Here is a 21,952-nt window from a genome sequence, read left to right as displayed (position 1 = left end):
GGGGTCAGGCGTGCTTCGTCGCCCGCAGGGTGTAGCTGAGGGGCGCGACACCGTCGAGAGCGCCGAGCGCGAACTCGCCGTCGGGGCGGGTCACCATCTGGCCGGGGAGCGCCTCCCACGGCACGCTGTCGTGCTCCTCGAGGAGGTCGATGCGGAGGCCGGCACCGATGAGGGCGGTGACGATCTCGCCGAGCGAGTGGTTCCACTCATAGGTGCGGGTCGCGGTCAGGGGGCGTGTCGTCTCGACGTAGGTGGAGTCGTCGTCCCATTCCAGCGGCTGCTCCTGCTCGAAGTAGGGGAACCGGAGATGCAGGTCGTCGTCGAGCCGCTCATCCATCGACCAGAGGATCGGGTGGCCCTCGCGCAGATGCAGCGAGCCGCCGGGTGCCAGAAGGTCCGCGACGACGGCCGCCCAGCGGTCGACGCTCGGGAGCCAGCAGAGGGCCCCGACGCCCGTGTAGACGAGGTCGAAGGTCCCTGGGCCGAGAACGGCCGCGGCGTCGTACACATCCGCGACCACGAAGTCGACGTCGTCGCCCGTGTCGGCTACCAGCCCGCGTGCCTCATCGATCGCATTCGCGGAGAAGTCCAGCCCGGTCACGCGAGCGCCGAGCCGGGCGAGCGAGAGGGTGTCGGTGCCGATGTGGCACTGGAGGTGCACGGTCCGGAGTCCCTCGACCGACCCGAGCCGGGGCAGGTCGAACCTCACGACACCGGAGATCACCTCCCGGTCGGAGATGTACTGCGAGACACGGTATCCGTGCTCGCCACGGTCGGCGTGCAGGGTGGCCCGCTCGTCCCAATTCGCACGGTTCGCGTCGCTGTAGTGGGTCATCGGTCGGCCGCCTCCTCCGCCCGGCCGGCGCCGAGCCTGTCAGCCTAGCGGACGGGCGCTCTCGCGCGGCTCGCTCCGCACGCGACGCGGCTCTCGCGGCGTCCCCTCCCCGCGGTCGGCGCGCACCAGCGCGATACCGCCGAGGATGAGCAGCCCGCCGAGCAGCTGCAGCGCGTCGAGCCGCTCGCCGAGCAGCAGCCACGCGTACAGGGTTGCGGCGACGACTTCCAGGAGGCCGGTGAACGACGCCAGCCGTGAGCCGAGCAGTTCCGCGGCCGTGATGCTGGAGGCGTATGCGACGGCGGTCGCGATGACGCCCACCACCAGGAGCGGCACCCACCACGGCGTCGCCGCGCCGAACAGCGCGACGTCGGCGAAGCTCACGGTGACCGGCAGCAGCCCGGTCGCGCCCACCAGCGCGAGGGCGACGGCGCCGATCAGAAGCCCTCCGGAGGCGAGGGCCACTGGCGGCAGCCCGTCGCTCGGCCGGGCGGCGATGATGTAGAAAGCGGCGCATCCCACCATGGCCAGGACGGCGAGCAGCAGTCCGAGCGGGTCGGGCGCGCCCGCCCCGCCCGGAGACACGACGAGCACCAGACCCGCCACGGCGACCGCGGACCCGGCAAGCACGACCGCGCGAGGCGCTCTGCGCGTCCGCGCCCAGACGACGGCGACGAGCAGCACGGGCGCGAGGTACTCGACCAGGATGCCGGTGCTCACCGGGATGCGCTGGATCGCCGCGAAGTACAGCACCTGCGTTCCGGCGACACCGACCAGCGCCATGCCGAGCAGGCGCCACCGTCCGCGCCGGACCGCGTCCCAGCGGCCGCGCACGGAGAACAGGGCGAAGGGCAGCAGTACGAGCCCGCCGATGGCCGCGCGGGCCGTCACCGCCGCGACGGGCGACCAGCCGCTCTCGAGCAGCGGCTTGATGAACGCGCCCGACATCCCGAACGAGGCAGCCGCGAGGACGGCGATGAGGAAGCCTGCTGTCGCGGGGTGTCGCTGCGCCATGGGATGCACCTGTCAGGATCGAAAGGGATGATGGTCCTGACGGTAGTCTCGTGTCGAGTAAGGAGTCAACTTGCATTTTGCCCCTGACACCCTGGATGCTCTGGAGTTCGCCGTCGCCCTGACCGACACCGACCCCGGCGCCTCGCGCAGCGGCCGCGACGAGCTCGCCACGACCGAGCAGCTCGCCGCCCTGCTGAAAGAGAACCGCTACTCGGGCCGCGTCGACGGTGACGAGGCCGAGCTGGAGGAGGTGCGAGCCACCCGCGAGCGTCTGCGGCGCACCTGGTCGCTCGACCGAGACGCCGCCGCCCTCGAGGTGAACGCCATGCTCGCCGAAGCCCGGGCCCTTCCCTACCTCATGCGCCACGACGGCTTCGACTGGCACCTGCACGCGACGGCACAGGATGCGCCGCTCGCCGAGCGCATCCGGGTCGAGGTCGCGCTCGCCCTGGTCGACGTCATCCGCTCGGGCGAGACGGACCGACTGCGCGTCTGCGCGGCCGACGACTGCACCGGACTCGTGCTCGACCTGTCGCGCAACGGATCGAAGCGCTTCTGCAGTGTCCGCTGCGGCAACCGCGTGAACATGATCGCGTTCCGCGCGCGGCAGGAGCACGAGGTCTAGGCGCTCGGCCGCTCGCCCGCTTCGGAAGGAGATTCGGCCGCATCCCGTTCGAATCTCCCGCGCGACTGCCCATCGAAGGAGATTCGAACGCCGATCTCCTTCGTTGCGAGTGCCGGGTCGATCTCGCCCGACCGCACGAGCACGACCCCCGCGAGGATGCACACCCCGCCGACGAGCTGCAGCGGCCCCGGCCGCTCGCCGAGCAGCAACCACGCCAGCAGGGTCGCGAAGACCACCTCCATCAGCCCGGCGAAGGACGCGAGCCTCGACCCGAGCCGGCGCGAACCCGCCAGGCTGAGCGAGTACGCCAGCGCGGTCGCGACCACTGCCACGAAGAGCATCGGCCCCCACCACGGCAGCGTCGCGTCGCCGAGACGGACGGGCTCGACCGACACCGACAGAGGCAGCAACCCGGTCAGCCCCACCGCGGCGGTGGCGACGGCGCCGACGAGCAGCCCCGCGCTCACCAGCGCGAGCGGAGGGAGCCCCGGCGTCGGCACGGCGGAGATCAGGTAGTAACCGGCCAGGCAGACGGCCGCCGCCAGCGCCAGGGCGACGCCCACCGCATCCATCGCGCCGTTGCCGCCTCCGCCGAAGGGGTCGACGACGAGAACCACGCCCAGCACGCTCGCGGCGGCTCCCGCGACGACGACGAGGCGGACGGGCGTGCCCCGCAGCCAGCCGAGCACGACGATCAGCACGGGCGCGGAGTACTGGATGAGCAGCGCGACCGCGACCGGCAGCCGCTGCACCGCCGCGAAGTAGAGCACCTGCGTCCCCGCGACGGCGACGAGGGCGTACCCGAGGACGAGACGCCCGTTCCGGAGCAGCGGCCGCAGGTCGCCGCGCAAGGAGATGAGGGCCGGCACGGCGAGGATGAGGCCGCCGAGCGCGACGCGCACACCGACGGCCGCGGCCGGCGACCATCCCGCATCCAGCAGGGGCTTCAGCAGGATGCTGCTCGAGCTGAACGACAGCTGGGCGGCCAGCATGACCGCCAGCCCGACCGCCTGGCGGCTCACCGTTTCACCGCCCACCGCGCCAGCGCGCCACCGCGTTCAGAAGTCCGACAGGTTGCCCCGGATGCCGCCGTTGCCGTACTCGGTGCGCAGGATGCCACGGCGCCGCAGCACCGGCACCAGCTCGTCGAGGTAGCGGTGCAGCGTCACCGGGTGCAGGTCGCCGGAGAAGATGACGCCGTCGTTGTCGGCCTCCTCCCCGATCTCCTCGATGAAGTCGGCGATCTGCTCGGCCGTGCCGACGAAGCCGGCGCGGTCGGCGATGCGCCCCTTGACCACCTTCGGCGCGATCAGCTCGCGCAGCGTGACGCCCTCGCGGACGCCCTGCTTGCCGAAGAGCCCCTTGATGCTGCCCTGCGAGACGTGGTCGCCGAAGATCGTGACGTCGAACGGCTCGTCCAGCGAGAGCACGGTCAGGTCGGTCTCGAGGTCGCTCGACTGGCCGGCCAGCGCGCGGTACAGCTCCTCGTCGGTCGGATGCTTCGACGCCTCGACGACGCGCCGCGCCTCCTCGTCGCTGGGGACGACCTCCGGCTTGAAGACGAACAGCACCTTGATGGAGTCCGGGTTCCGGCCAGCGGCCGCCGCGGCCGCGCGCACCTTGGTCCGGTAGTCGCGGATGCTCTGCGCGTCCAGCGGCGCCAGCGCGAGCTGCACCTCCGAGTGGGCGCCGGCGAAGGCGATGCCGCGCGGCGAGCCGCCCGGGGAGACGATCGCCGGGTCGCCCGCGCTGAACGGCACCGCGTTGAGCGGCCCGGCGACCGTGAAGTACTCGCCCTCGTGCTGGAATGGCCGGATCTTCGAGCCGTCGGCGAAGTGCCGCGTCGCGGCATCCTGCACCAACGCCCCGTCGTCCCAGCTGTGCCACAGCCGGCGGATGACGGTCAGCCACTCCTCGGCTCGGTCATAGGCGGCGTCGTGCGACAGAGCGGGAAGGCCCAGGTGCCGCGCGCTTCCGACGTCGGTGACGACGTTCACGCCGAGACGGTGACCGCTCAGGTGGTGGAGGCTCGCGAACTGCCGCGCCGCGACGTACGGCGGATACGCCCCGGCGTTGATCGTCGGCGCGACGCCGAGGTGCCGGGTGGCGTCGAGCAGGTACGGCGAGAGGATGAGCGGGTCGTGCTTCGGGCCGCCGTAAGCCTCGCGCACGCGCAGGTCAACGGTGTCCGGGAAGCCGAGCGACAGCGCATCCTCGATGATGACCAGGTCTAGGCCGGCCTGCTCCAGTTCGCGCGCCGACTGCTGGTACAGGTCGGGACGCGTCCAGTCGTAGCCCCACTCCCAGTAGGGGTGACCCCACCCTTGCGGGCCGAAGCCGCGGCTGAAGAACCAGCCGAAGTGCTGCAGTCGTGCCATGCTCTCCTCCTACCGTCCGGCCGCCGCGACGACCGCCTCGGTCAGGACCGCATCCGCCGCCCTCACTGCTGCCAGGCCGCGCGCCAGATCCGCGATCAGGTCCTCCGCATCCTCGAGCCCGATCGACAGGCGCAGCAGCCCGCCGCCGATTCCCGTCTCCTCACGCACGTCGTCGTGCAGGTGAGCGTGGGTGGTGGATGCGGGGTGCAGGATGAGCGACCGCACGTCGCCGATGTGGGTCATCCGGCTGAACAGGTCGACCGAGTCGTAGAAGCGCTCGGCCGCGGCAGCGCCCCCGGCGAGGGCGAACCCGAGCACCGCGCCCTGACCCTTCGGCAGGTAATGCGACGCCAGCTCGTACGCGGGATGGGAGGGCAGGCCCGCGTAGTCGACGCGCACGACCTCGGGCTGCTCCTGCAGCCAGCGGGCCACGGCGAGCGCCGTGTCGGACTGCCGCTGCACCCGCAGCGAGAGCGTTTCGATGCCCTGCTGGATGAGGAACGCATTCATCGGCGACAGCACCGGTCCGAACAGGGAGGCCACGACGGAGCGGGCGAAGGCGGTGTAGGCGGCGGCGCCGTGCTCCGCCACGTAGCTGGAGCCCTCGAGCCATTCGTCGGGCCCGGTGAGGTGCGTGAAGGGTGAGGACGCCCAGTCGTAGGTCCCCTGGTCGACCACGACACCGCCGAGCGTGGACCCATGTCCGCCGAGGTACTTGCTCGCCGAGTGGACGACGATGTCCGCGCCGTGCGCACCCGGCCGGAGCAGGTACGGCGTGGCCAGCGTGTTGTCGACGATCAGCGGGATGCCGTTGTCGTGCGCGACGGCCGCGACGGCCTCGATGTCGAGCACCTCGTTGCCCGGGTTGGCGATCGACTCGCCGAACAGCACCCGGGTGTTCGGACGGATGCGCCGTCGCCACTCGTCCGCATCGGTGGGGTCGTCGACGAACTCGATCTGGATGCCGAGCCGCCGCAGTCCGTTCTCGAACAGTCCCCGCGTGCCCGAGTAGATGCTCTGCGCCGAGAGGATGTGGTCGCCCGCCTGCACGAGGCCGAGAACGGCGACCGTGAGCGCGGCCTGGCCGCTGCCGACGGCGATCGCCTCGCGTCCGCCCTCGAGGGCGGCGACCCGCCGCTCCAGCGCCGCCGTCGTGGGGTTGCCCGACCGGCTGTACGTGTAGCCCGCCTCGTCGCCGCCGAAGCGTCCCTCCGCCTGGGCGAAGCTGTCGAACTCGAACCCTGCGGTCAGGTAGATGGGCGTGACCCGGGCGCCGTGGGCGGCGTCGCGGGACTCTCCCGCGTGGACCTGGGCTGTGGTGAACTCCGGCATCTCCCTATGGTGCGGCACCGCATCCCGGCGGCACCCTTCTGTTGCGGAAAGCTACGGCCCGGCCGCCGTGGGAGGGCGTCAGTGCGTCAGGACGTTGAGCGCGACGACGATGATGGCCCCGTTGTAGAAGAAGCTCAGGATGGAGTGCTTGGCCACCGCCCAGCGCAGCCGCGGCGAGAGGATCTCGGTGTCAGAGGCAGCGAAGGACGTGCCGATGGTGAAGGCGAAGTACACGAAGTCGCTGAGCCTCGGGCTCCCGGTTCCGGGAAACGCGATCACGGGCTCTGGCGAGTGTTGACTCCTCCGGTGGTACAACTGCGCGTAGCCCCAGTGCAGCAGCCCCCAGGACAGCAGCATGGCGCAGGTGCCGACCACGTCGGCGAAGAGATCGAGCAGGGCATCGTCGTGGACGACACGCACTTGGATCGCCGAGACGATCCCGGTGAGGCTGGCGAAAAGGGTGGATGCGGCGACGACGGATCGCGCCGTCCAATCGGTGTAGAGCAGGGATCCCGCGGCCGGAGCCGGTCGTGCCCGCCGGGAGTTCACCGCGAGGACGACCCAGACGCCGATGAGGTACACGGTCGCGATCAGGCACCAGGTCGTCAGGAGGCTGATCGAACTCTCGAGGCCGGGCGAGAGGACCACCCACACGCCGACGATCGTCAGACAGCCCTGCACGAGCAGGTTCGCCGCGAAGCCGGCACGGACCCAGCCACGGTGGGGAGCATTGTCGGGAGAGGTCACGTCAGTGAGGACGCGCAGCCGGCGGATTCGTGACGATGCGCTGCCGGTTCCGCTGCATCGTCACGCGGCTCAATGCAGCCCGTGGCTGTGTCTAGCCCTCGCCACTCGGTGGCGGGCTCCACCGGGGCCTCCTTGTCGGGACCCAGCTCCCGGCGAGGACAGTGAGCATGGCGATTGTGGAGAAGGTCCACGTCGGCGAACCGCTACCGGGAGCGAGCACCGTGACCATCAGCACCGTGGACAGCAGGACGACCGCCAAGATCGCGAGATATACCCGAACTGCGGCGGTCAGCGGTGGCGGAAAGACTGGACCTCTGACGCCACTCCACACTCGATCGACGGCAGCGCACAGAAGCGACCCCACCGTCAGCGCCATCCCGCCCCACGGCGGCGGGAGGAGCGAGGCACCTAGCAGCGTGCCCCCCACTACGAGAGCCATTGTGGCGAAGTAGGCGAAGTGCCGAGGCCGCACCGACATCAGAAGCCTTTGCAACTCTGGGAGATCCCCGCCGCCGCAAATGCACTGGTCACGACCCAGGCTGTGACGCCGGCAGGCGGGAACCACACCAGTGCGACCGCCGCTCCACCCAGCGCAAGGATGCATCCGCTCTTCCAGGTGACCTTTGCGGTTGCACCGCCACGGTAGACGAGGCTGAGCGACTGAACCATGCGGCCGTTGATGTACTTCTGGAGGTAGCTCCCCTTGCAGTTCGTCAGGTTCTCGTTTGGCCTCATGAAATAGCTGCTGCCGTTCGCGTTCACGCAGTTGTACGAGTACACCCCAGTCGTCGTCGGATCAGCGACGACGGGGAAGGCAGTGTGCTCCGTGAAGTCGACGGCCTGCGTGAGCGTGTTACCGCGCACTTCGTAGTGTGTCGGCACGGCTTGGCCTCTGGCATCCTTCGCCCATGCCTCCCCGAAGACGCGCAGCGGCGCGCCGTCCGCAGCGACCACCGCAACAGTACCGTTCACGTCTTGGGTGAGTGATGCTCCATCGGGCACGTCGATCGGGTAGTCGTACCGATTTGGAGCGCTCGCGTTGTCGATCACGGTGTTGATCTGCACGGCACCATCCGCCTTGATGAGCGGGACGGTGGTCGAGCCGTTCTTGTTGTCGTACGCCACCACGCCCGGAAGCTGAGAACCCGTTGCGTCGGACGCCTGCTGGGCAAACGGCAACCCGATCTGAACCGAGTCTCCGAGCGAGAGGCCGTGGGCAGGGTCGACCGGGACGTCCACCCTGCCGCCCTCAAAAGTTGCCGCCGCGGCGGCGTCGCTGTCGCGACTCACCGTTGCAAGGCCGGAGAACGACTCCGGCACGACGCCTTGGATCGCGGCCACCGCATCCACTGCGTTGAGTTCCTCCGCGTCCGGCGCAGCGACCCCGGTCAGGCTAGCCCCAATGATGCAGACTCCTGCCAGATTTGCAGCCGACATCAAAACTCGAGATCTCTTCACGAAGGTCTCCTTCCGTTCAACGACGAACGAAGTGGACAGATGTCCGTCACCCGACAGGCCGGAACGGCCGCAGTCCACACTGACGGTCGTGCTCCACACACAAGGGCGGCGCCCTCTACTGATTCAGACTTCGAGGCCACCCGAATATGACGCGGATCCGAGCAGGTTCTTCCAAACGCCCCAGCGAGCTCGAGTCGCCGACAGGGAGGCAACGTGGAGCGAGAGGTCTCCGCAAGAACCAACTGGTACACTCCCAGCATCGATATCCGAACGTAGCGTTCTGATATCGAACAGCATTGACTTACGACGAAGTGAGGATCCCGTGCAGTTCCACCACCACGGATACGTCTCCGGCGACCCGCGCATCCATGAGCCCTCCGGAGCCGGAATAGACCGCCCGGACGAGCTCCCCGACGAGGCCGACGTGCTCATCGTCGGCTCCGGCCCCGCCGGCATGATCGCAGCGGCGCAGCTCGCCCAGTTCCCCGGGATCGTCACGCGGCTCGTCGAGCGCCGCCCCGGCCGGCTCGCCATCGGGCAGGCGGACGGCATCCAGGCCCGCAGCGTCGAGACGTTCCAGGCGTTCGGATTCGCCGAGCGGATCATCGCCGAGGCGTACCGGATCACGGAGATGGCCTTCTGGAAGCCGGACCCGGCCGACCCGTCGCGCATCGTCCGCACCGCGCGCCCCGTCGACGACCCGACCGGGGTCAGCGAGTTCCCGCACCTCATCGTCAACCAGGCGCGCGTGCTCGACTACTTCGCCGAGGTCGCCGCGAATGCGCCCGCGCGGCTGACGCCCGACTACGGGTACGAGTTCGTACGGCTGCAGGTCGGCGACGGCGAGCATCCCGTGGCCGTCACCCTGCGCCGCACGGCCGGGCCGGACGAAGGAGCCGAGCGCGTCATCCACGCGAAGTACGTCGTCGGCGCCGACGGCGCCCGCAGCAAGGTCCGCGAGTCGATCGGCTGCCACCTCGCCGGCGACCAGGCCAACCACGCCTGGGGTGTCATGGACGCACTGGCCGTGACCGACTTCCCGGACATCCGCACCAAGTGCTCCATCCAATCGGAGGCGGGGAACATCCTGCTCATCCCGCGCGAGGGCGGCTTCCTGTTCCGGATGTACGTCGACCTCGGCGAGGTCGCGCCCGACGACAAGGGTGCGGTGCGCTCCACCACCATCGAGCAGATCATCGCCAAGGCGAACGACATCCTGCACCCGTACACGCTGGACGTGCGGAACGTCGCTTGGCACAGCGTCTACGAGGTCGGTCACCGGCTCACCGACCGCTTCGACGACGTGCTGCCGGAGGAGCTCGGGATGCGCACCCCGCGCGTGTTCATCACCGGCGACGCCTGCCACACGCACAGCGCGAAGGCCGGCCAGGGCATGAACGTCTCGATGCAGGACGGCTTCAACATCGGCTGGAAGCTCGGCCACGTGCTCGACGGCCGTGCTCCGGAGTCGCTGCTCGCCACCTACTCGGCCGAGCGTCAGGTGGTCGCCAAGGATCTCATCGACTTCGACAAGCAGTGGTCGACCCTGATGGCGAAGAAGCCGGAGGAGTTCGCCAGCCCCTCCGAGCTCGAGGACTTCTACGTGCGCACCGCCGAGTTCCCCGCCGGGTTCATGACGCAGTACACGCCGTCGCTCATCGTCGGCGAGGCATCCCATCAGGAGCTGGCATCCGGGTTCCCGACCGGGAAGCGGTTCAAGTCGGCCCCGGTCGAGCGCGTGTGCGACGGCAACCCGGTGCACTTGGGACATCATGCGCGCGCCGACGGACGGTGGCGCATCTACGTGTTCGCCGACGCGGCGGCCGCGGGAGATAACTCGCCGGTCGCCGAGCTGGCCGAGTGGATGTCGTCCTCGCCCGAGTCGCCACTCGCCGCGACCCCGGAGGGCGCCGACCCCGACGCCTGGTTCGACGTGAAGGTGATCTACCAGCAGGACCACACACGGGTGGACCTCGGCGTCGTGCCGCGACTGTTCCTCCCCCACGTGGGACCGTTCGGCCTCATCGACTACGAGAAGGTCTACGCCGCCAGCCCGGTCGACGACATCTTCGCCGAGCGCGGTATCGACCGCGGCGGCGCGATCGTCGTCGTGCGACCCGACCAGTACGTCGCGAACGTGCTGCCGCTCACCGCCACGGACGAGCTGGCGGCCTTCTTCCGGCCCATCCTGCGGGCGGAGGCGCTGACCCGCTAGCGTCCGGCAGCATCCTCATCGAGGGTGTGGGGGACGGGGGTGGGGCGCCCGGTCAGCGCAGCTCCGCCTCGACGGCGTCCGCCGCGGCCCGAAGCCGCGCGCCGATCGCTGCAGCGTCGACGCCGTTCGCGACATAGACCACGGCGAGCGCCGCGACGGGCTGACCCGGCGCGGACACCGGGACGGCGATCGACGCCAGCCCGGCGATGACCTCGTCGTGGCTCGTCGCATAGCCGCGTTCGCGGGCGAGCAGGGCCTCGTCGCGCTCGTGCTCCCCGGGCAGTGCGCGCCACTGCGCCTCGGTCAGCGCCGACTGGATCGCGATACCGGGAGCCCCCGACGCGAGCGGATGCCGCGTGCCCGGCCGCTGGGCGACCGTGGCATGCGCGTGCGACGGCTCGACGGTCACGAGCGTCACGACGTCGTGGCGGTCGAGCACCGCGAGGAACGCCGTCATCGTCAGCTCGTTCGCGACAGCGGTCAGCTGCGGCAGCGCGGCCGACTGCAGGTCGCGGGACACGGCGCGGGCGAGCGACGCCATGCGCGGGCCGAGCTCGACGGCGCCTGAAGCGTCCCGCACCACCAGCCCGTGATCCTCGAGAGTGCGCAGGATGCGGTAGGCGATCGACCGGTGCAGGCCCAGGCGCGACGCGATGGCCTGGATGGTCAGCGGTTCACCGGCCTCGGCGAGCAGTTCCAGCATCCGGATGCCGCGCGACAGCGTCTGCAGCGGGGGCGCGCCGGTTCCGGCGCCGTCGTCGGAGCGGGGCATGTGTTCGATTATAGAAACCCTGGCGGGCGGCGGCGCCGAAGGCGTCAGGCGGACAGGGTCTCCCGCGTGTTGACCACATCCACCCGCGCGTCGATGAACGAGTGGACGCTCTCCTGGATGTGGAACTGCGTGTGCGACAGGCGCGCCTCTCGCGAGCGCAGAAGCACCCGGGCGGCCGCGCGCCGGGACTGCAGGCGGCCGATCGCGACGGTCGCCCCGACGAGCACGGCGACGGCCAGCGCCATCGCGACACCGTCGACGACGGCCGACCAGGCGGGCGTCACCGCACCGACGGCCAGGAGCCAGCCGCCGGCGACGACGGCGAGCGAAGCGCCCGCGGTCCAGAGGGTCGGGCGAGCGAGGCGGAGCGGATGCGCGGCGAGCAGGGCGCGCGCTTCGGCGGCGGCGCGCTCCTGCTGGCGACGGCGCTCCTTCGCCCAGTGCAGGTCGCGCTCGTGACGGCGGGCGAGCAGCTGGGCCCGGTCGTGGGCATGGTTGTAGGAAGAGGTGTGCACGATACGTCCTTTGCAGCGTTCGGGTCTTCCTGCGGAACGGGTTTCGGGTCCGTCCTGCAGGGCTCAAGGGAGTAACTCGGGGTGTGACAACCGCGAGCATAGCCAGAAAGACCGTTCTGTGGGTCATTTGGAGGACAAGCGGCTGTCCCCCATTTCGGGCGACACGCGGGCCGTGCACATCGCGCTGTTAGGGTGTGCTTTCCGGCGCCGTGCGGGAAGGGGAGCGGATGCGCAAGCCGATCATCGTCACCTCCGTCGTGCTGGCCGTGGCGATCGTCGCCGGTGCGGCGGCCCTCGGACTCGCGCGCCGCGGGGCTGCGCCGGCCGCCGCGCCGTCACCGACGCCGTCCACGAGTACGACCGCGACCCCGACCGGTGATGCGTCGCGGGCGTTCGCATCCACCCGGCTGTACCTCGACCCGAACACCGAGGCCGCCGCCGCGGCCGCCCGATTCGAGCAGCAGGGCGACACGGCCTCCTCCCTCATCGCCGGGCGGATCGCCGACATCCCTACCGCGGTCTGGCTCGGCGAGTGGTTCCAGGGTGACCGCCTGGTGACCGAATTGCGCAACGACGTCGCCGACGCTCGCGCACAGCAGGCGACACCGGTGTTCGTGGCGTACGCCATCCCGAACCGCGACTGCGGCGGCTACTCGAAGGGCGGCCTCGCGCCGGACCAGTACCTGCCGTGGATGCGCACCATCGCATCCACTCTCCGCGGCAGCCACGCGGTGGTGCTGCTCGAGCCCGACTCGCTGGGGATGCTCGCCGACAAGAAGTGCGACGGATCCGCCGAGGTACGACTGCCCCTGCTCAAGGCCTCGGTCGGCATCCTCGAGGGGGCGGGCATCGCGACCTATCTCGACGGCGGCAACGCGCGCTGGCTCTCCCCTCGGCCCAGGCGGCCTGGCTGGAGAAGGCCGGAGTGCAGGGAGCGCACGGCTTCTTCACGAACGTCTCCAACTTCGACACGACCTCGCGTGAGCGCGACTACGCCGGGCGCCTGTCGTCGAAGGTGGGCTGGAAGCACTACGTCATCGACGTCTCCCGCAACGCCAACGGCTGGACCGGCACCTGGTGCAACCCTCCCGGCGCGAAACTCGGCGAGGACCCGAAGGTGACGGAGGGCACGGAAGGCAAGCTGGATGCGCTGCTCTGGGTGAAGCACCCGGGCGTCAGCGACGGCACCTGCAACGGCGGCCCTGCCGCGGGTGTGTGGTGGCAGGCGGGGGCCGAGGCGCTGGTCGACGGGCGGAAAGGGTGACCGCGGACGCCTGCAGCCGGCTCGCGGAGGCGTGCTCGCGGGTCGCGGCCCGGACGTCGACTCCGGGCGAGTTCCTCCGGCGGCTCGGGCACGAGGCGGCCGGCGTGCGGCGCGGTCCGCTCTGGCCGGTCGATGCCGGCCGCGGCGGATCGAACCGGATCCGCGGCCGGGGCTTCCGCCGCCACGTCGACGACGGCACCGACGGTCAGGCTCGGCACTTCGCCGGCATCGTGGCCGTCGCGGCGCGGATCGGCGCGCCCGCGACGCGCTGGCTCTCCATCCACGTGGGCCGGGATGCGCCCGATACCGCCGACGGACGCCTCACCGACCACGCGCTCGACTTCGTGCGCCTGGTGCGTTCCGGCGAGCTGGCGCCGGCGGACGCGGAGGGCTGGGTGCGCACCACCATCTGCGGGCAGGGCAGCGGCCTCACCGCGCGCTGACCGCCGAAGCCGACCCGTCGGTCAGGCGGAGATCGTCGTGAAGTCGGTGTAGTGCGCGAGCCGCGGCAGTTCGGCCGTGATCGCCGACTCGTGGCCCCCGACCACGATCACACGCGCACCAGAGGCGATCCCGGCGGCGAGACCCGCCTCCGCGTCCTCGAACACGACGCACTCGGAGATGGGCACCCCGAGTCGCTCGGCAGCGAGGAGGTAGGCCTGCGGATCGGGCTTGCCGCGCTCGACATCCTCGGCCGCGACGAGGACCTCGGGTACCGGAACGCCTGCGGCGCGCAAGCGGGTGATGGCGAGCTCCCGGGGTGCGCTGGTCACCACTGCGACCGACGCGCCATCCGCCACCAGCCGCGAAACCAGCGCGGCCGCACCGGGCACCTCGACGATGCCGTCGGTGCGCGTCAGCTCCTCCGCGACCAACTCGCGGAGCAACTCCGCGCGCTCGCCCTCGCTCAGGTCGGGGAGGAAGTGCGCGATGGTGTCGGCAGCCTGTCGTCCGTGCGCGAAGGCGAGCATCGCGGCCGGATCGATGCCGTGCCGCTCGCAGAACGCCGTCCACACCTGCTCGACGACCGCGGTCGAGTCGACGAGCGTGCCGTCCATGTCGAACAGGAACCCGGCTGCTGCGATCTCATCCACCCTCCGAGCTTAGGAGACCGGCGCGGCGGCGACTAGACCGGGTAGTCTAGGCGGACTGGTATTCACATATGAATGGATAGTTGTGCACTTGAATCCCGAGCGGTGGCCGCGCAGCGCGGCGACTCCGGCGCTCGTCGCGGTTCTCGCGACGAGCGAGGTGGCGCTGTCTGCGTGCTCGGCGCTCGTGAACCAGCAGCTGTCGACGGAGGGGAACTCGGCGAACCAGCGGAAGGTCGCGGTTCAGCTGGAGGTGCTCGAATGACGGCCAGTATGGGGAGCCGCCATCATGTGCCGAGGCTCGCGTCGTTGCTCACGGCCCTCGCGCTCATCGCGGCAACGACAGCGGGCCTGACCGCCTGCTCGCCCTACGGAGGAATGGTGAACAAGCAGCTATCGACCGAGGGAAATCTGGCTAATCAGCGGAAGGTCGCGCTGGATCTGATTCGGGGGTACCCGAATCCGGACCTCGAAACCATCCGGTTCGTCAACGAGGGCCATATCGATGGTAGCGGCGCCTGGGGGGCCAGCGCCGTCGTAACGGTCGCGGGGAAGGAATACCACGAATTACTGGACACGCTGGTATCAAGCGGAGACGGGCTGCCCCCGGTGGCCCCGCACTCGACCCCGCCATCCGTAACCGTGATCTACAGCGATGGCACATCCGAGGTGCTCGAGTGACGGCCAGGGCGCCGGGACGCTCTCGTACTCGGAAGATCACAATGATGCTCGCGGCCCTCGCGCTCATCGCGGCAACGACAGCGGGCACGACCGCCTGCTCGCTCTACGGAGGAATGGTGAACAAGCAGCTATCGACCGAAAGGAACCTGGCCAACCAGCGTAGGGTCGCGCTGCAGTTCGTGCAGGACTATCCAAACCCGCAAATTGAAGCAATCACGTTCGCGGACGAGGGCCACGTCGACGGCAGCGGCGCTTGGGGAGCGAGCGCGTATGTCACGGTGGACGGCAAGCGTTATGAGGAGATCCTCGGGACGTTTCTGTCTGGAGGCGATGCGCTGCCGACAATCGCTCCCGGCGCACCGCCGCCCCACAGTGTCACCGTTGTCTACAGCGACGGCAGCTCCGAGGTGCTGAGTTGACCACCGACGAGGATTATGCGGAGATCGCACAGGCGGCCTACAACGTCGACCCCAAGTGGCGGAAATTGCCCTGGAAAGAGAACCACAGATTCCCACCCGGAAACCCGCGCTTCATCATCCTCAACGACCCTGCCCCCGTCAGCGATCCGGTCACGGGTCTGCAGGGCATCGCGGTGGCGCCGCTGGTCAACGGCGAACCCGACTACGGGCACGTCTTCGTCGCCTTCGCGGGGACCAATCCCGCCGACCACGCCGATCTGAACGCAGACTCGCAGGAGGTCATGGCCGGCAAGTCTGTCGGGGGGACGCAGGCGGCCGAGGCCAAGGAGTATGCGAAGAAGGTTCGATCGCGCGTGCTCGCGAAGCACCCCGAGGCCACCTTCGACACGGTCGGACATTCCCTGGGGGGCCACGTAGCCACGCTCGTCGCCTCCGATCTCCACTGGTCCTCGACGACCTTCAACTCCCCCGACCCGTGGGATGCGATGTCCCCGGAGCAGCGCGAGTGGCTGACGAAGGAGATCGCCGCCGGCAGGAACCCCTTCCGCAACTTCGTAAACGAGTGGGACCCGATCGGCAATTCGCGCGGCAACACGTCGGGCACGGCCATCTTCGTGCACGGACTGCCGGGGCAGGACCCGCTTCAGTATCACAACCTGGATACCGGATTCCATTTCACGGACGGCCGGATCACGGACATCACGAAGACCGGGCGGAGCAGGCTGGAGATCACCGAGAACCTGCTGCAGGGGGTGCCACCGGCGTACCGCACGGCCGTCGCGGCGGGCGTCTCCGGAGCCATGACGGTGCTGCGGAATCCGTTGGTCGGCGAGTCGGTCGGTAGGTCCGTGTCGGCGATGCTCGTCGCGATGGATACGCTCGCGGCGGCCTCCCTGGCGTCCTCGATCTTCAGCACGTCCGATCTGCTGACGCAGGTGAAGTCGGTGAACAGCTCCCTGGTCCCGCAGCTGCAGGTCAGCCTCGACGATGCCTGTCGCGCCGTCTCCGGGATTCCTTACATCACGGCGACGGATATCGAGAACTGTGTGATCACCGAGCGCCTGCGCGTCTCGGACAACATCGACGAGCACGCGGTCACCGCGGTGAACCGCCTGGTGGACGACCACGTCGCCACCGTGCACAGGTTGACCGCCGGCATCGGCGCCGCCATGAGCAACGCGGTCGAGCAGGACGCACGGTGGGCGTCGATCTTCGCCGGGCGATAGGGGAAAGGAGTAGGACATGTCCGACTACGGATGGGGCCAGGCCGAACAGGCCTGGGACAACCTGGCGAGCGTGATCGAGGGAATCGGCAAGGGTCTCGACGACCTGGTTCACGGAGCGCAGGAGGCGATCGATGAGCTGGTGCACAACGCCGCGGTGGGGCTCCTGCACGCCCTCCTTCCGCCGATGGTCCACGGCAAGAACGCCATGGTCCGCTCCGGCGCGTGGGTGAGGACGGAAGCCCTCACCGCCGAAATCCTCCTCGCTTTGGGAAGCGCCAAAGCGAACAACGCGCTCCTCGCCGGCCTGGTCGCCGGGAAGGTGGATGAGGGCGTCGACCACATCCTGTCGCATTCGGACTACACCCACGGAGTGAACAGCATCACATGACCGAGTACTCATCGCTCCGTGAGCTGGAGGACGCCCAGGACCAAGCGGTCGTCGTCGCGCGGCGCCGCCTCGAGAGGGCCGAGGAAGGCGTCGCGTACTACCGCTCGCAGATGGCCCGCATGCAGGAGGACTTCCACGCGCTCGCCGCGCGCGAGGGAGCGGCAGACGATCCCGGCTTCCGCGCCGCGCTGCACCGCGTCTCGGACATCACCGAGGCCGAGGTCTGGGAGGCGAACCGCGCCGTCGCCCGACTCGAGGAAGACCTCGACGAGCTGAGGACGCAGCAGTACACAGAACGCGAGCTCTTCCTCGAGCGACAGCGCGACGCGAGGTAGCGGAGGGGCCCATCCCACCTGACCCCTCCGCCGATTAGACAGCGACTCCCGTCACACGAGCGCCGCGCTGAAACGCGCGGGGCGGAACGTGTCGAGCAGCGGCGACTTCTCGCCGGTGAGGATCTCGCGGGCGAGCAGTTCGCCGGCGATGAGCCCCAGCGTCGCACCGCTGTGCGTGAAGGCGACGAAGTAGCCGGAGATCTGCTCCAGCTCGCCGAGCACGGGCTCGCCGTCGCCCGGGATGGGCTTGCCGCCGGTGCCGAAGCCGTCCAGCTCGAGCGCCGGGTTGCCGGCGAGGACGCGAGACGCCTCCTCCAGCAGGCGCTCCAGGATGCCGTCGGGAACCGTGATGCTGCCGTCGTCCCCGACGACGAGCGCTTCCTCCGACCACGCCGAGTCGAGCGCCAGGGCGCCGGTCGGCGTCGGGCGGACCGCGACGTTCGGCGTGTTCAGCACCGCCGTCAGCTCGGTGTCGATGGGCTTCGTCCAGACCAGCAGCGCGGCGGGGCTGCCGTCCTCGATGCGGACACCGTGCTGGGCGACCTGCGCAGGGACACCCGGGCCCGTCGCGAGGAGGACCGCGTCCGCCTCGAACCGGCGACCGTCCGGCGTGACCGCACCGACGGCGCGGCCGTCCTCCACGAGGACCTCGACGTGGCCGGCGTCCGCGATCAGCCGGCCACCGCGCGCGGTGAACTCCTCAGCGAGGTGGGCGATGAGCGACGGCAGGTCGACCCATCCCTCGCCCGGGTTGAAGATGGCGCCCTCCTCGGCGATCGCGGCCGGGTCGACGCCGGGCGTCACGTCGGCCACCTGGTCGGCGGTCACCCACTGGGCGTCGTAGCCGATGGCGCGCTCGTGCTCGAGGATCGGACGGAACGACTCGCCCTCCGGAGCCCAGGTCAGGCCGCCGTCGAAGCGCAGGAACGCCGAGACGTCCTCTCGGGCCGCGAGGGTGCGGTAGCGATCGATGCCGAGCTGACGCAGGGCGTGGTACTCCGGCGAGCGCAGACCCGCGGTGTTCAGCCAGGAGAGCGAGCGCCCGCTCGCGCCGCCGGCCAGCTCGCCCTCGGTGAGCAGCGTCACCTCGGCCCCGGCGCGGACCAGCTGCGTGGCGGTGGACACGCCCAGCACGCCGCCGCCGATGACGACGACGCGGGAACGGATGGATGGTGCAGTCATGGTGCTCACTTTCGGTTCTGAGTGTGGATGGTGTCGATCAGTTCGAGGACCGCGAGGCTGTCCCGCGGTTCGACCGGCAGCGGCGTGCCGTCCCGGAGGGAGGCCGCGAGCCGGCGGTAGAAGTCGGCGTAGTCGCCGGGTGCCAGCGGCACCTCGTCCGGGTGCGCGTCGGTGCCCAGCCGTGCCGGGGAGGTGGCGCGGCCGAGGCGCGCGTCGCCGGGGCGCATGCCGCCCGCGAGCTGACCCTCCTGCGGGTCGAGCCCCCACGAGACGAATCCGGAGCGTGAGCCGAGCACGCGGAATCGCGGGCCCGAGATGGGCGCGACGGCGCTCATCCACAGGTGGCTCGTCGTCCCGCTGCCGTGCTCGAGCACGACGAACGCGTCGTCGTCGGCGGCACCGCCGCGCCGGGTGCGGACCTCCGCGTGGGCGACGGCCGCGGGTCCGAACAGCAGGAGCGCCTGGTCGATCAGGTGAGCTCCGAGGTCGAACAGGATGCCGCCGCCCTCCGCCGCTCCTGTCGTGGACTTCCACGAGTCGTCGGCGGACGGCTTCCACCATTCGAACCGGGACTCGAAGCGCCGGATGTCGCCGAGCGCTCCGTCGCCGACCACGCGGCGGAGGGTGAGGAAGTCGCCGTCCCACCGGCGGTTCTGGAACACCGTGAAGGGCACGCGCGCCGCCTCTGCGCGCTCGATGAGGGCACGCCCCGAGCCGGAGTCCGGCGCGAACGGCTTGTCGACGACCGTCGGCAGCCCGGCATCCACCGCGGCCGTCGCGTGGCCGACGTGCAGCGGCGTCGGCGAGGCGACGACGACCAGGTCGACCCCCTGTGTGGCGAGCAGCGCATCCACGTCGGGCAGCGCTACCGCGGAGGGGTGGTCGGCGGCGAGCCGGTCGGCCTGCGACGTGACGACCGCCGTCAGCTCGAACGCGGGATCCGCCGCGAGGAACGGCGCGTGGAACACCCGCCCGGCGACGCCGTACCCGATGAGGCCGACGCGGAGCGGCTGCGCGCTCACAGCACCTCCGACAGGAAGCGCTGCAGGCGGGGGCTCTGCGGCCGGTCGAACAGGTCGTCCGGTCGCCCGGCCTCCACGACGCGTCCCTCGTCCATGAAGACCACCTGGTCGGCGACCTTGCGGGCGAAGTTCATCTCGTGCGTGACGACGACCATGGTCATCCCCCGGCGACCGAGATCGGCCATGAGGTTGAGCACGCCCTTGACGAGCTCCGGGTCGAGGGCGCTGGTGACCTCGTCGAAGAGCATCACCTCCGGCTCCATCGCGAGCGCGCGGGCGATCGCGACGCGCTGCTGCTGGCCACCGGAGAGGTCGCGCGGACGGTGGTCCATGCGCTCCCCCAGGCCTACTTCGTGGAGCCGCTCCTCGGCGACGCGTTGCGCTTCCGCCTTCGACATCCGCTTCACGCTCCGCAGCGCGAGCATGACGTTCTGCAGCGCCGTGTGGTCCGGGAAGAGGTTGAAGTGCTGGAAGACCAGGCCGATCCTGCGGCGGAGCGCGTCGGGCTTGGTGCCCAGGATGCTCTGGCCGTCGAGCCGCACGTCGCCGCTCTTCGGCTCGTGGAGGCGGTTGATGCCGCGCAGCATGGTCGACTTGCCCGAGCCGGACGGTCCGATGACGCAGGTCGTGCTACCCGGCGCCACCGAGATCGACACGCCGCGCAGCACGTCGATGTCGCCGTAGGCCATCGTCAGGTCGACGAGGTCGAGCGCCGAGCCGCGGAAGTCCGGGGTGGTCTGGGCGGGGAGAGGCGAGGTGTAGGTCATGTGTTGCTCCCGAGGGTGAGGGCGGCCGGAGGCTGGACCTCGTCCAGCTCGTCCAGTCCGCTCTTCGGCGGCGCCGGCTTGCGGCGCCCGGTGCGGAACCGGTTGTCGAAGTAGTTGACGAGGTGCGTGAGCGGCACGGTGATGACCAGATAGAACAGTCCGGCGAGCACCAGCGGCGACAGGTTGCCGGTCAGCACGGCCGCATCCTGACCCACTCGGAACAGCTCGCGCTCGCCCACCAGCAGGCCGAGGAAGTACACGAGGCTCGAGTCCTTCACGATGGCGATGAACTGGTTGACCAGAGCGGGCAGCACCCGGCGGACGCCTTGCGGCACGACGACCAGGCGCATCGCCTTGCCGTAGCTGAGGCCGAGCGCGCGGCACGCCTCCAGCTGACCGCGGTCGACGCTCTGGATGCCGGCGCGGAAGATCTCGCCGATGTACGCGGCCGCGATGAGCGACAGCGCCAGGATGCCGAGCGGATACGGCGACGGTCCGAAGATCGACTGCGAGAAGCGCGCGAAGCCCTGGCCGATGAGCAGGATGGTGAGGATCGCCGGCAGGCCGCGGAACACGTCCGTGTAGACGCGGGCGGGGATGCGCAGCCAGCGGGAGGTGGAGATCCCCATGACGGCGACCACCATGCCGAGCACGACGCCGATGACGGTCGCCGCGATCGAGATGATCAGCGTGTTGACGAGTCCGACGCCCAGCAGCTGCGGGAAGACCTGCAGCATGGAGGGGATGTCGAAGAAGGTGTGCGTGATGGTGGTGAGCCAGTCCATGGGGATCTCCGTGCGGCCGTCCTACTTGGACGGGGTGGGGGTCGAATCCTGCTCCGCCTTCGGCAGGTACTGCTTCGGCATCGGCGAGCCCGGGAACCACTTCTGGTAGAGCTTCTTCCAGGTGCCGTCCTCCATCGCCGCGTGCAGCGCCTTGTCGAGCGCGCTCTTCAGGGCGGGGTTGCCCTTGGCGATGGCGAAGCCGGCGGGCGCATCGAACGAGGGGATGTCGTCGGCGTCCTTGAGGGACGGGTACTGCGCGACGTAGCTCTTCGCCGCCTCGTAGTCGAGGAAGTGCGCATCCACCGAGCCGCTGTTGAGGGCGGAGACGGCGGCGTTGTTGTCCGGGAACCGGACGAGGTTCGCCTTCGGGAAGTTCTTCACCGCGTACGACTCCTGCAGCGTGCCCTGCACGACGCCGAGGCGCTTGCCGGCGAGGTCGGCCTTCGAGTCGATGCCCGACGTCTTCGTCGTGAGCACCGTCAGGTAGCCGGCGAGGTAGCCGTCCGAGAAGTCGACCGTCTTCTTGCGCTCGTCGGTGATGCCGATGGCGGCGACGCCGACGTCGAACTGGTGGTTCGCGACCGCGGCGAGCAGGCCCGAGAAGTCCTGTCCGGTGAAGACGGCCTTGCCGAGGTGCGCGCGCTTGGCGACGTCGGTGAACAGCTCCACGTCGAAGCCGGTGAAGTCGCCGCTCGCGTCGGTGAACGTGTACGGCTTCGCGTCGCCGAGGCTCGCGACGCGGACGGTGCCCGCCTCGATGAGGCCGTACGGGTTGTCTTTGGTGGAGGCGCCCGAGGCGCCGCCCGAACTGCAGGCGGCGAGGACGAGGGCGGCGGAGGCCGCTGCGGCCAGCAGACCGGCCGGCCGGAGGAGAGTGCGTCGTTTCACTGCGGGGTCCAAT

General features: G+C 70.1%; 25 protein-coding genes and 1 pseudogene. 11 read left to right on the top strand and 15 right to left on the bottom strand.

Annotated elements, in window-relative coordinates; genetic code table 11:
* Positions 1 to 4: 4 nt before the first annotated feature.
* Together ACQ86M_RS17220 and ACQ86M_RS17215 are read right to left on the bottom strand one after the other, a co-directional pair.
* Positions 5 to 835 carry a class I SAM-dependent methyltransferase gene (locus ACQ86M_RS17220; RefSeq protein ID WP_431246307.1) on the bottom strand — a complete coding sequence of 277 codons (831 nt, stop codon included), beginning with the start codon at positions 833 to 835 and terminating at the stop codon, positions 5 to 7.
* Positions 836 to 874: 39 nt separating this feature from the next.
* Positions 875 to 1,849 carry an EamA family transporter gene (locus ACQ86M_RS17215; RefSeq protein ID WP_431246306.1) on the bottom strand — a complete coding sequence of 325 codons (975 nt, stop codon included), beginning with the start codon at positions 1,847 to 1,849 and terminating at the stop codon, positions 875 to 877.
* A gap of 70 nt (positions 1,850 to 1,919) precedes the next feature.
* Here ACQ86M_RS17215 and ACQ86M_RS17210 point away from each other — a divergent pair, with 70 nt between their 5' ends.
* Positions 1,920 to 2,474: a CGNR zinc finger domain-containing protein gene (locus tag ACQ86M_RS17210; protein ID WP_431246305.1), complete on the top strand. Its 555-nt coding sequence runs from the start codon at positions 1,920 to 1,922 to the stop codon at positions 2,472 to 2,474.
* On the opposite strand, the gene ACQ86M_RS17205 is transcribed toward ACQ86M_RS17210, so the two are convergent.
* From ACQ86M_RS17205 to ACQ86M_RS17185, 5 genes are all read right to left on the bottom strand, one after another.
* A complete protein-coding gene (locus tag ACQ86M_RS17205; RefSeq protein WP_431246304.1) occupies positions 2,471 to 3,496 on the bottom strand; it encodes an EamA family transporter in 1,026 nt (341 codons plus the stop codon). The two genes, ACQ86M_RS17210 and ACQ86M_RS17205, sit on opposite strands and share 4 nt — an antisense overlap.
* 36 nt (positions 3,497 to 3,532) lie before the next feature.
* Positions 3,533 to 4,852: an NtaA/DmoA family FMN-dependent monooxygenase gene (locus tag ACQ86M_RS17200; RefSeq protein ID WP_431246303.1), complete on the bottom strand. Its 1,320-nt coding sequence runs from the start codon at positions 4,850 to 4,852 to the stop codon at positions 3,533 to 3,535.
* A gap of 9 nt (positions 4,853 to 4,861) precedes the next feature.
* On the bottom strand, positions 4,862 to 6,184 hold the full coding sequence (locus tag ACQ86M_RS17195) for an O-acetylhomoserine aminocarboxypropyltransferase/cysteine synthase family protein (RefSeq protein ID WP_431246302.1): 1,323 nt from the start codon (positions 6,182 to 6,184) through the stop codon (positions 4,862 to 4,864).
* A gap of 78 nt (positions 6,185 to 6,262) precedes the next feature.
* A complete protein-coding gene (locus tag ACQ86M_RS17190; protein WP_431246301.1) occupies positions 6,263 to 6,931 on the bottom strand; it encodes a DUF1345 domain-containing protein in 669 nt (222 codons plus the stop codon).
* Positions 6,932 to 7,408: 477 nt separating this feature from the next.
* Positions 7,409 to 8,389 (bottom strand): hypothetical protein, encoded by a 981-nt coding sequence (locus ACQ86M_RS17185; RefSeq protein ID WP_431246300.1) that lies wholly within the window; start codon positions 8,387 to 8,389, stop codon positions 7,409 to 7,411.
* Positions 8,390 to 8,711: 322 nt separating this feature from the next.
* Here ACQ86M_RS17185 and ACQ86M_RS17180 point away from each other — a divergent pair, with 322 nt between their 5' ends.
* Positions 8,712 to 10,604, top strand: a complete 1,893-nt coding sequence (locus ACQ86M_RS17180) for an FAD-binding monooxygenase (RefSeq protein ID WP_431246299.1) — start codon at positions 8,712 to 8,714, stop codon at positions 10,602 to 10,604.
* A 52-nt stretch (positions 10,605 to 10,656) separates the two neighbouring features.
* Here ACQ86M_RS17180 and ACQ86M_RS17175 read toward each other — a convergent pair whose 3' ends face one another.
* Positions 10,657 to 11,376, bottom strand: a complete 720-nt coding sequence (locus ACQ86M_RS17175) for an IclR family transcriptional regulator (protein ID WP_431246298.1) — start codon at positions 11,374 to 11,376, stop codon at positions 10,657 to 10,659.
* Positions 11,377 to 11,420: 44 nt separating this feature from the next.
* Complete coding sequence (locus ACQ86M_RS17170; protein ID WP_431246297.1) at positions 11,421 to 11,891, bottom strand: hypothetical protein; 471 nt, start codon at positions 11,889 to 11,891, stop codon at positions 11,421 to 11,423.
* Between the two features lie 227 nt (positions 11,892 to 12,118).
* Here ACQ86M_RS17170 and ACQ86M_RS17165 point away from each other — a divergent pair.
* From ACQ86M_RS17165 to ACQ86M_RS17155, 3 genes and pseudogenes are all read left to right on the top strand, one after another.
* Positions 12,119 to 12,721, top strand: a pseudogene (locus ACQ86M_RS17165) (glycoside hydrolase family 6 protein); the annotation flags it as partial.
* Complete coding sequence (locus ACQ86M_RS17160) at positions 12,670 to 13,155, top strand: glycoside hydrolase family 6 protein (protein ID WP_431247909.1); 486 nt, start codon at positions 12,670 to 12,672, stop codon at positions 13,153 to 13,155. The pseudogene ACQ86M_RS17165 and the gene ACQ86M_RS17160, both read left to right, overlap by 52 nt.
* A complete protein-coding gene (locus ACQ86M_RS17155) occupies positions 13,152 to 13,598 on the top strand; it encodes a hypothetical protein (RefSeq protein WP_431219794.1) in 447 nt (148 codons plus the stop codon). The genes ACQ86M_RS17160 and ACQ86M_RS17155 overlap by 4 nt, the downstream gene beginning before the upstream one ends.
* A gap of 21 nt (positions 13,599 to 13,619) precedes the next feature.
* Here the strand turns inward: ACQ86M_RS17155 and ACQ86M_RS17150 are convergent, their stop codons facing one another.
* Positions 13,620 to 14,249: an HAD-IA family hydrolase gene (locus tag ACQ86M_RS17150; protein ID WP_431246296.1), complete on the bottom strand. Its 630-nt coding sequence runs from the start codon at positions 14,247 to 14,249 to the stop codon at positions 13,620 to 13,622.
* An 88-nt stretch (positions 14,250 to 14,337) separates the two neighbouring features.
* On the opposite strand from ACQ86M_RS17150, the gene ACQ86M_RS17145 reads away from it, so the two are divergent.
* From ACQ86M_RS17145 to ACQ86M_RS17120, 6 genes are read left to right on the top strand one after another with little or no spacing between them, the layout of a single operon-like run.
* Complete coding sequence (locus ACQ86M_RS17145) at positions 14,338 to 14,511, top strand: hypothetical protein (protein WP_431246295.1); 174 nt, start codon at positions 14,338 to 14,340, stop codon at positions 14,509 to 14,511.
* A complete protein-coding gene (locus ACQ86M_RS17140) occupies positions 14,508 to 14,927 on the top strand; it encodes a hypothetical protein (protein WP_431246294.1) in 420 nt (139 codons plus the stop codon). The genes ACQ86M_RS17145 and ACQ86M_RS17140 overlap by 4 nt, the downstream gene beginning before the upstream one ends.
* Positions 14,928 to 14,968: 41 nt before the next feature.
* Positions 14,969 to 15,346: a hypothetical protein gene (locus ACQ86M_RS17135; protein ID WP_431246293.1), complete on the top strand. Its 378-nt coding sequence runs from the start codon at positions 14,969 to 14,971 to the stop codon at positions 15,344 to 15,346.
* Positions 15,343 to 16,572 carry a lipase family protein gene (locus tag ACQ86M_RS17130; protein WP_431246292.1) on the top strand — a complete coding sequence of 410 codons (1,230 nt, stop codon included), beginning with the start codon at positions 15,343 to 15,345 and terminating at the stop codon, positions 16,570 to 16,572. Before ACQ86M_RS17135 ends, ACQ86M_RS17130 begins: the two co-directional genes overlap by 4 nt.
* A 16-nt stretch (positions 16,573 to 16,588) precedes the next feature.
* The gene (locus ACQ86M_RS17125) at positions 16,589 to 16,960 is read left to right on the top strand and encodes a hypothetical protein (protein ID WP_431246291.1); all 372 of its coding nucleotides are present in this window, start codon (positions 16,589 to 16,591) and stop codon (positions 16,958 to 16,960) included.
* Positions 16,957 to 17,295, top strand: a complete 339-nt coding sequence (locus ACQ86M_RS17120) for a hypothetical protein (RefSeq protein ID WP_431246290.1) — start codon at positions 16,957 to 16,959, stop codon at positions 17,293 to 17,295. Before ACQ86M_RS17125 ends, ACQ86M_RS17120 begins: the two co-directional genes overlap by 4 nt.
* 51 nt (positions 17,296 to 17,346) lie before the next feature.
* Here ACQ86M_RS17120 and ACQ86M_RS17115 read toward each other — a convergent pair whose 3' ends face one another.
* From ACQ86M_RS17115 to ACQ86M_RS17095, 5 genes are read right to left on the bottom strand one after another with little or no spacing between them, the layout of a single operon-like run.
* Positions 17,347 to 18,477 (bottom strand): NAD(P)/FAD-dependent oxidoreductase, encoded by a 1,131-nt coding sequence (locus tag ACQ86M_RS17115; protein ID WP_431246289.1) that lies wholly within the window; start codon positions 18,475 to 18,477, stop codon positions 17,347 to 17,349.
* Positions 18,478 to 18,482: 5 nt separating this feature from the next.
* Positions 18,483 to 19,499 carry a Gfo/Idh/MocA family protein gene (locus ACQ86M_RS17110; protein WP_431246288.1) on the bottom strand — a complete coding sequence of 339 codons (1,017 nt, stop codon included), beginning with the start codon at positions 19,497 to 19,499 and terminating at the stop codon, positions 18,483 to 18,485.
* Positions 19,496 to 20,266, bottom strand: a complete 771-nt coding sequence (locus tag ACQ86M_RS17105; RefSeq protein WP_431246287.1) for an amino acid ABC transporter ATP-binding protein — start codon at positions 20,264 to 20,266, stop codon at positions 19,496 to 19,498. The genes ACQ86M_RS17110 and ACQ86M_RS17105 overlap by 4 nt, the downstream gene beginning before the upstream one ends.
* Positions 20,263 to 21,051, bottom strand: a complete 789-nt coding sequence (locus ACQ86M_RS17100; RefSeq protein WP_431219783.1) for an amino acid ABC transporter permease — start codon at positions 21,049 to 21,051, stop codon at positions 20,263 to 20,265. Before ACQ86M_RS17100 ends, ACQ86M_RS17105 begins: the two co-directional genes overlap by 4 nt.
* 21 nt (positions 21,052 to 21,072) lie before the next feature.
* Complete coding sequence (locus tag ACQ86M_RS17095; RefSeq protein WP_431219782.1) at positions 21,073 to 21,939, bottom strand: ABC transporter substrate-binding protein; 867 nt, start codon at positions 21,937 to 21,939, stop codon at positions 21,073 to 21,075.
* Positions 21,940 to 21,952: the final 13 nt, after the last annotated feature.

The sequence above is a fragment of the Leifsonia xyli subsp. cynodontis genome, from assembly GCF_050632205.1.
Lineage (GTDB): Bacteria > Actinomycetota > Actinomycetes > Actinomycetales > Microbacteriaceae > Leifsonia > Leifsonia xyli_D.
This window is presented reverse-complemented; position numbering and strand designations above follow the sequence as displayed.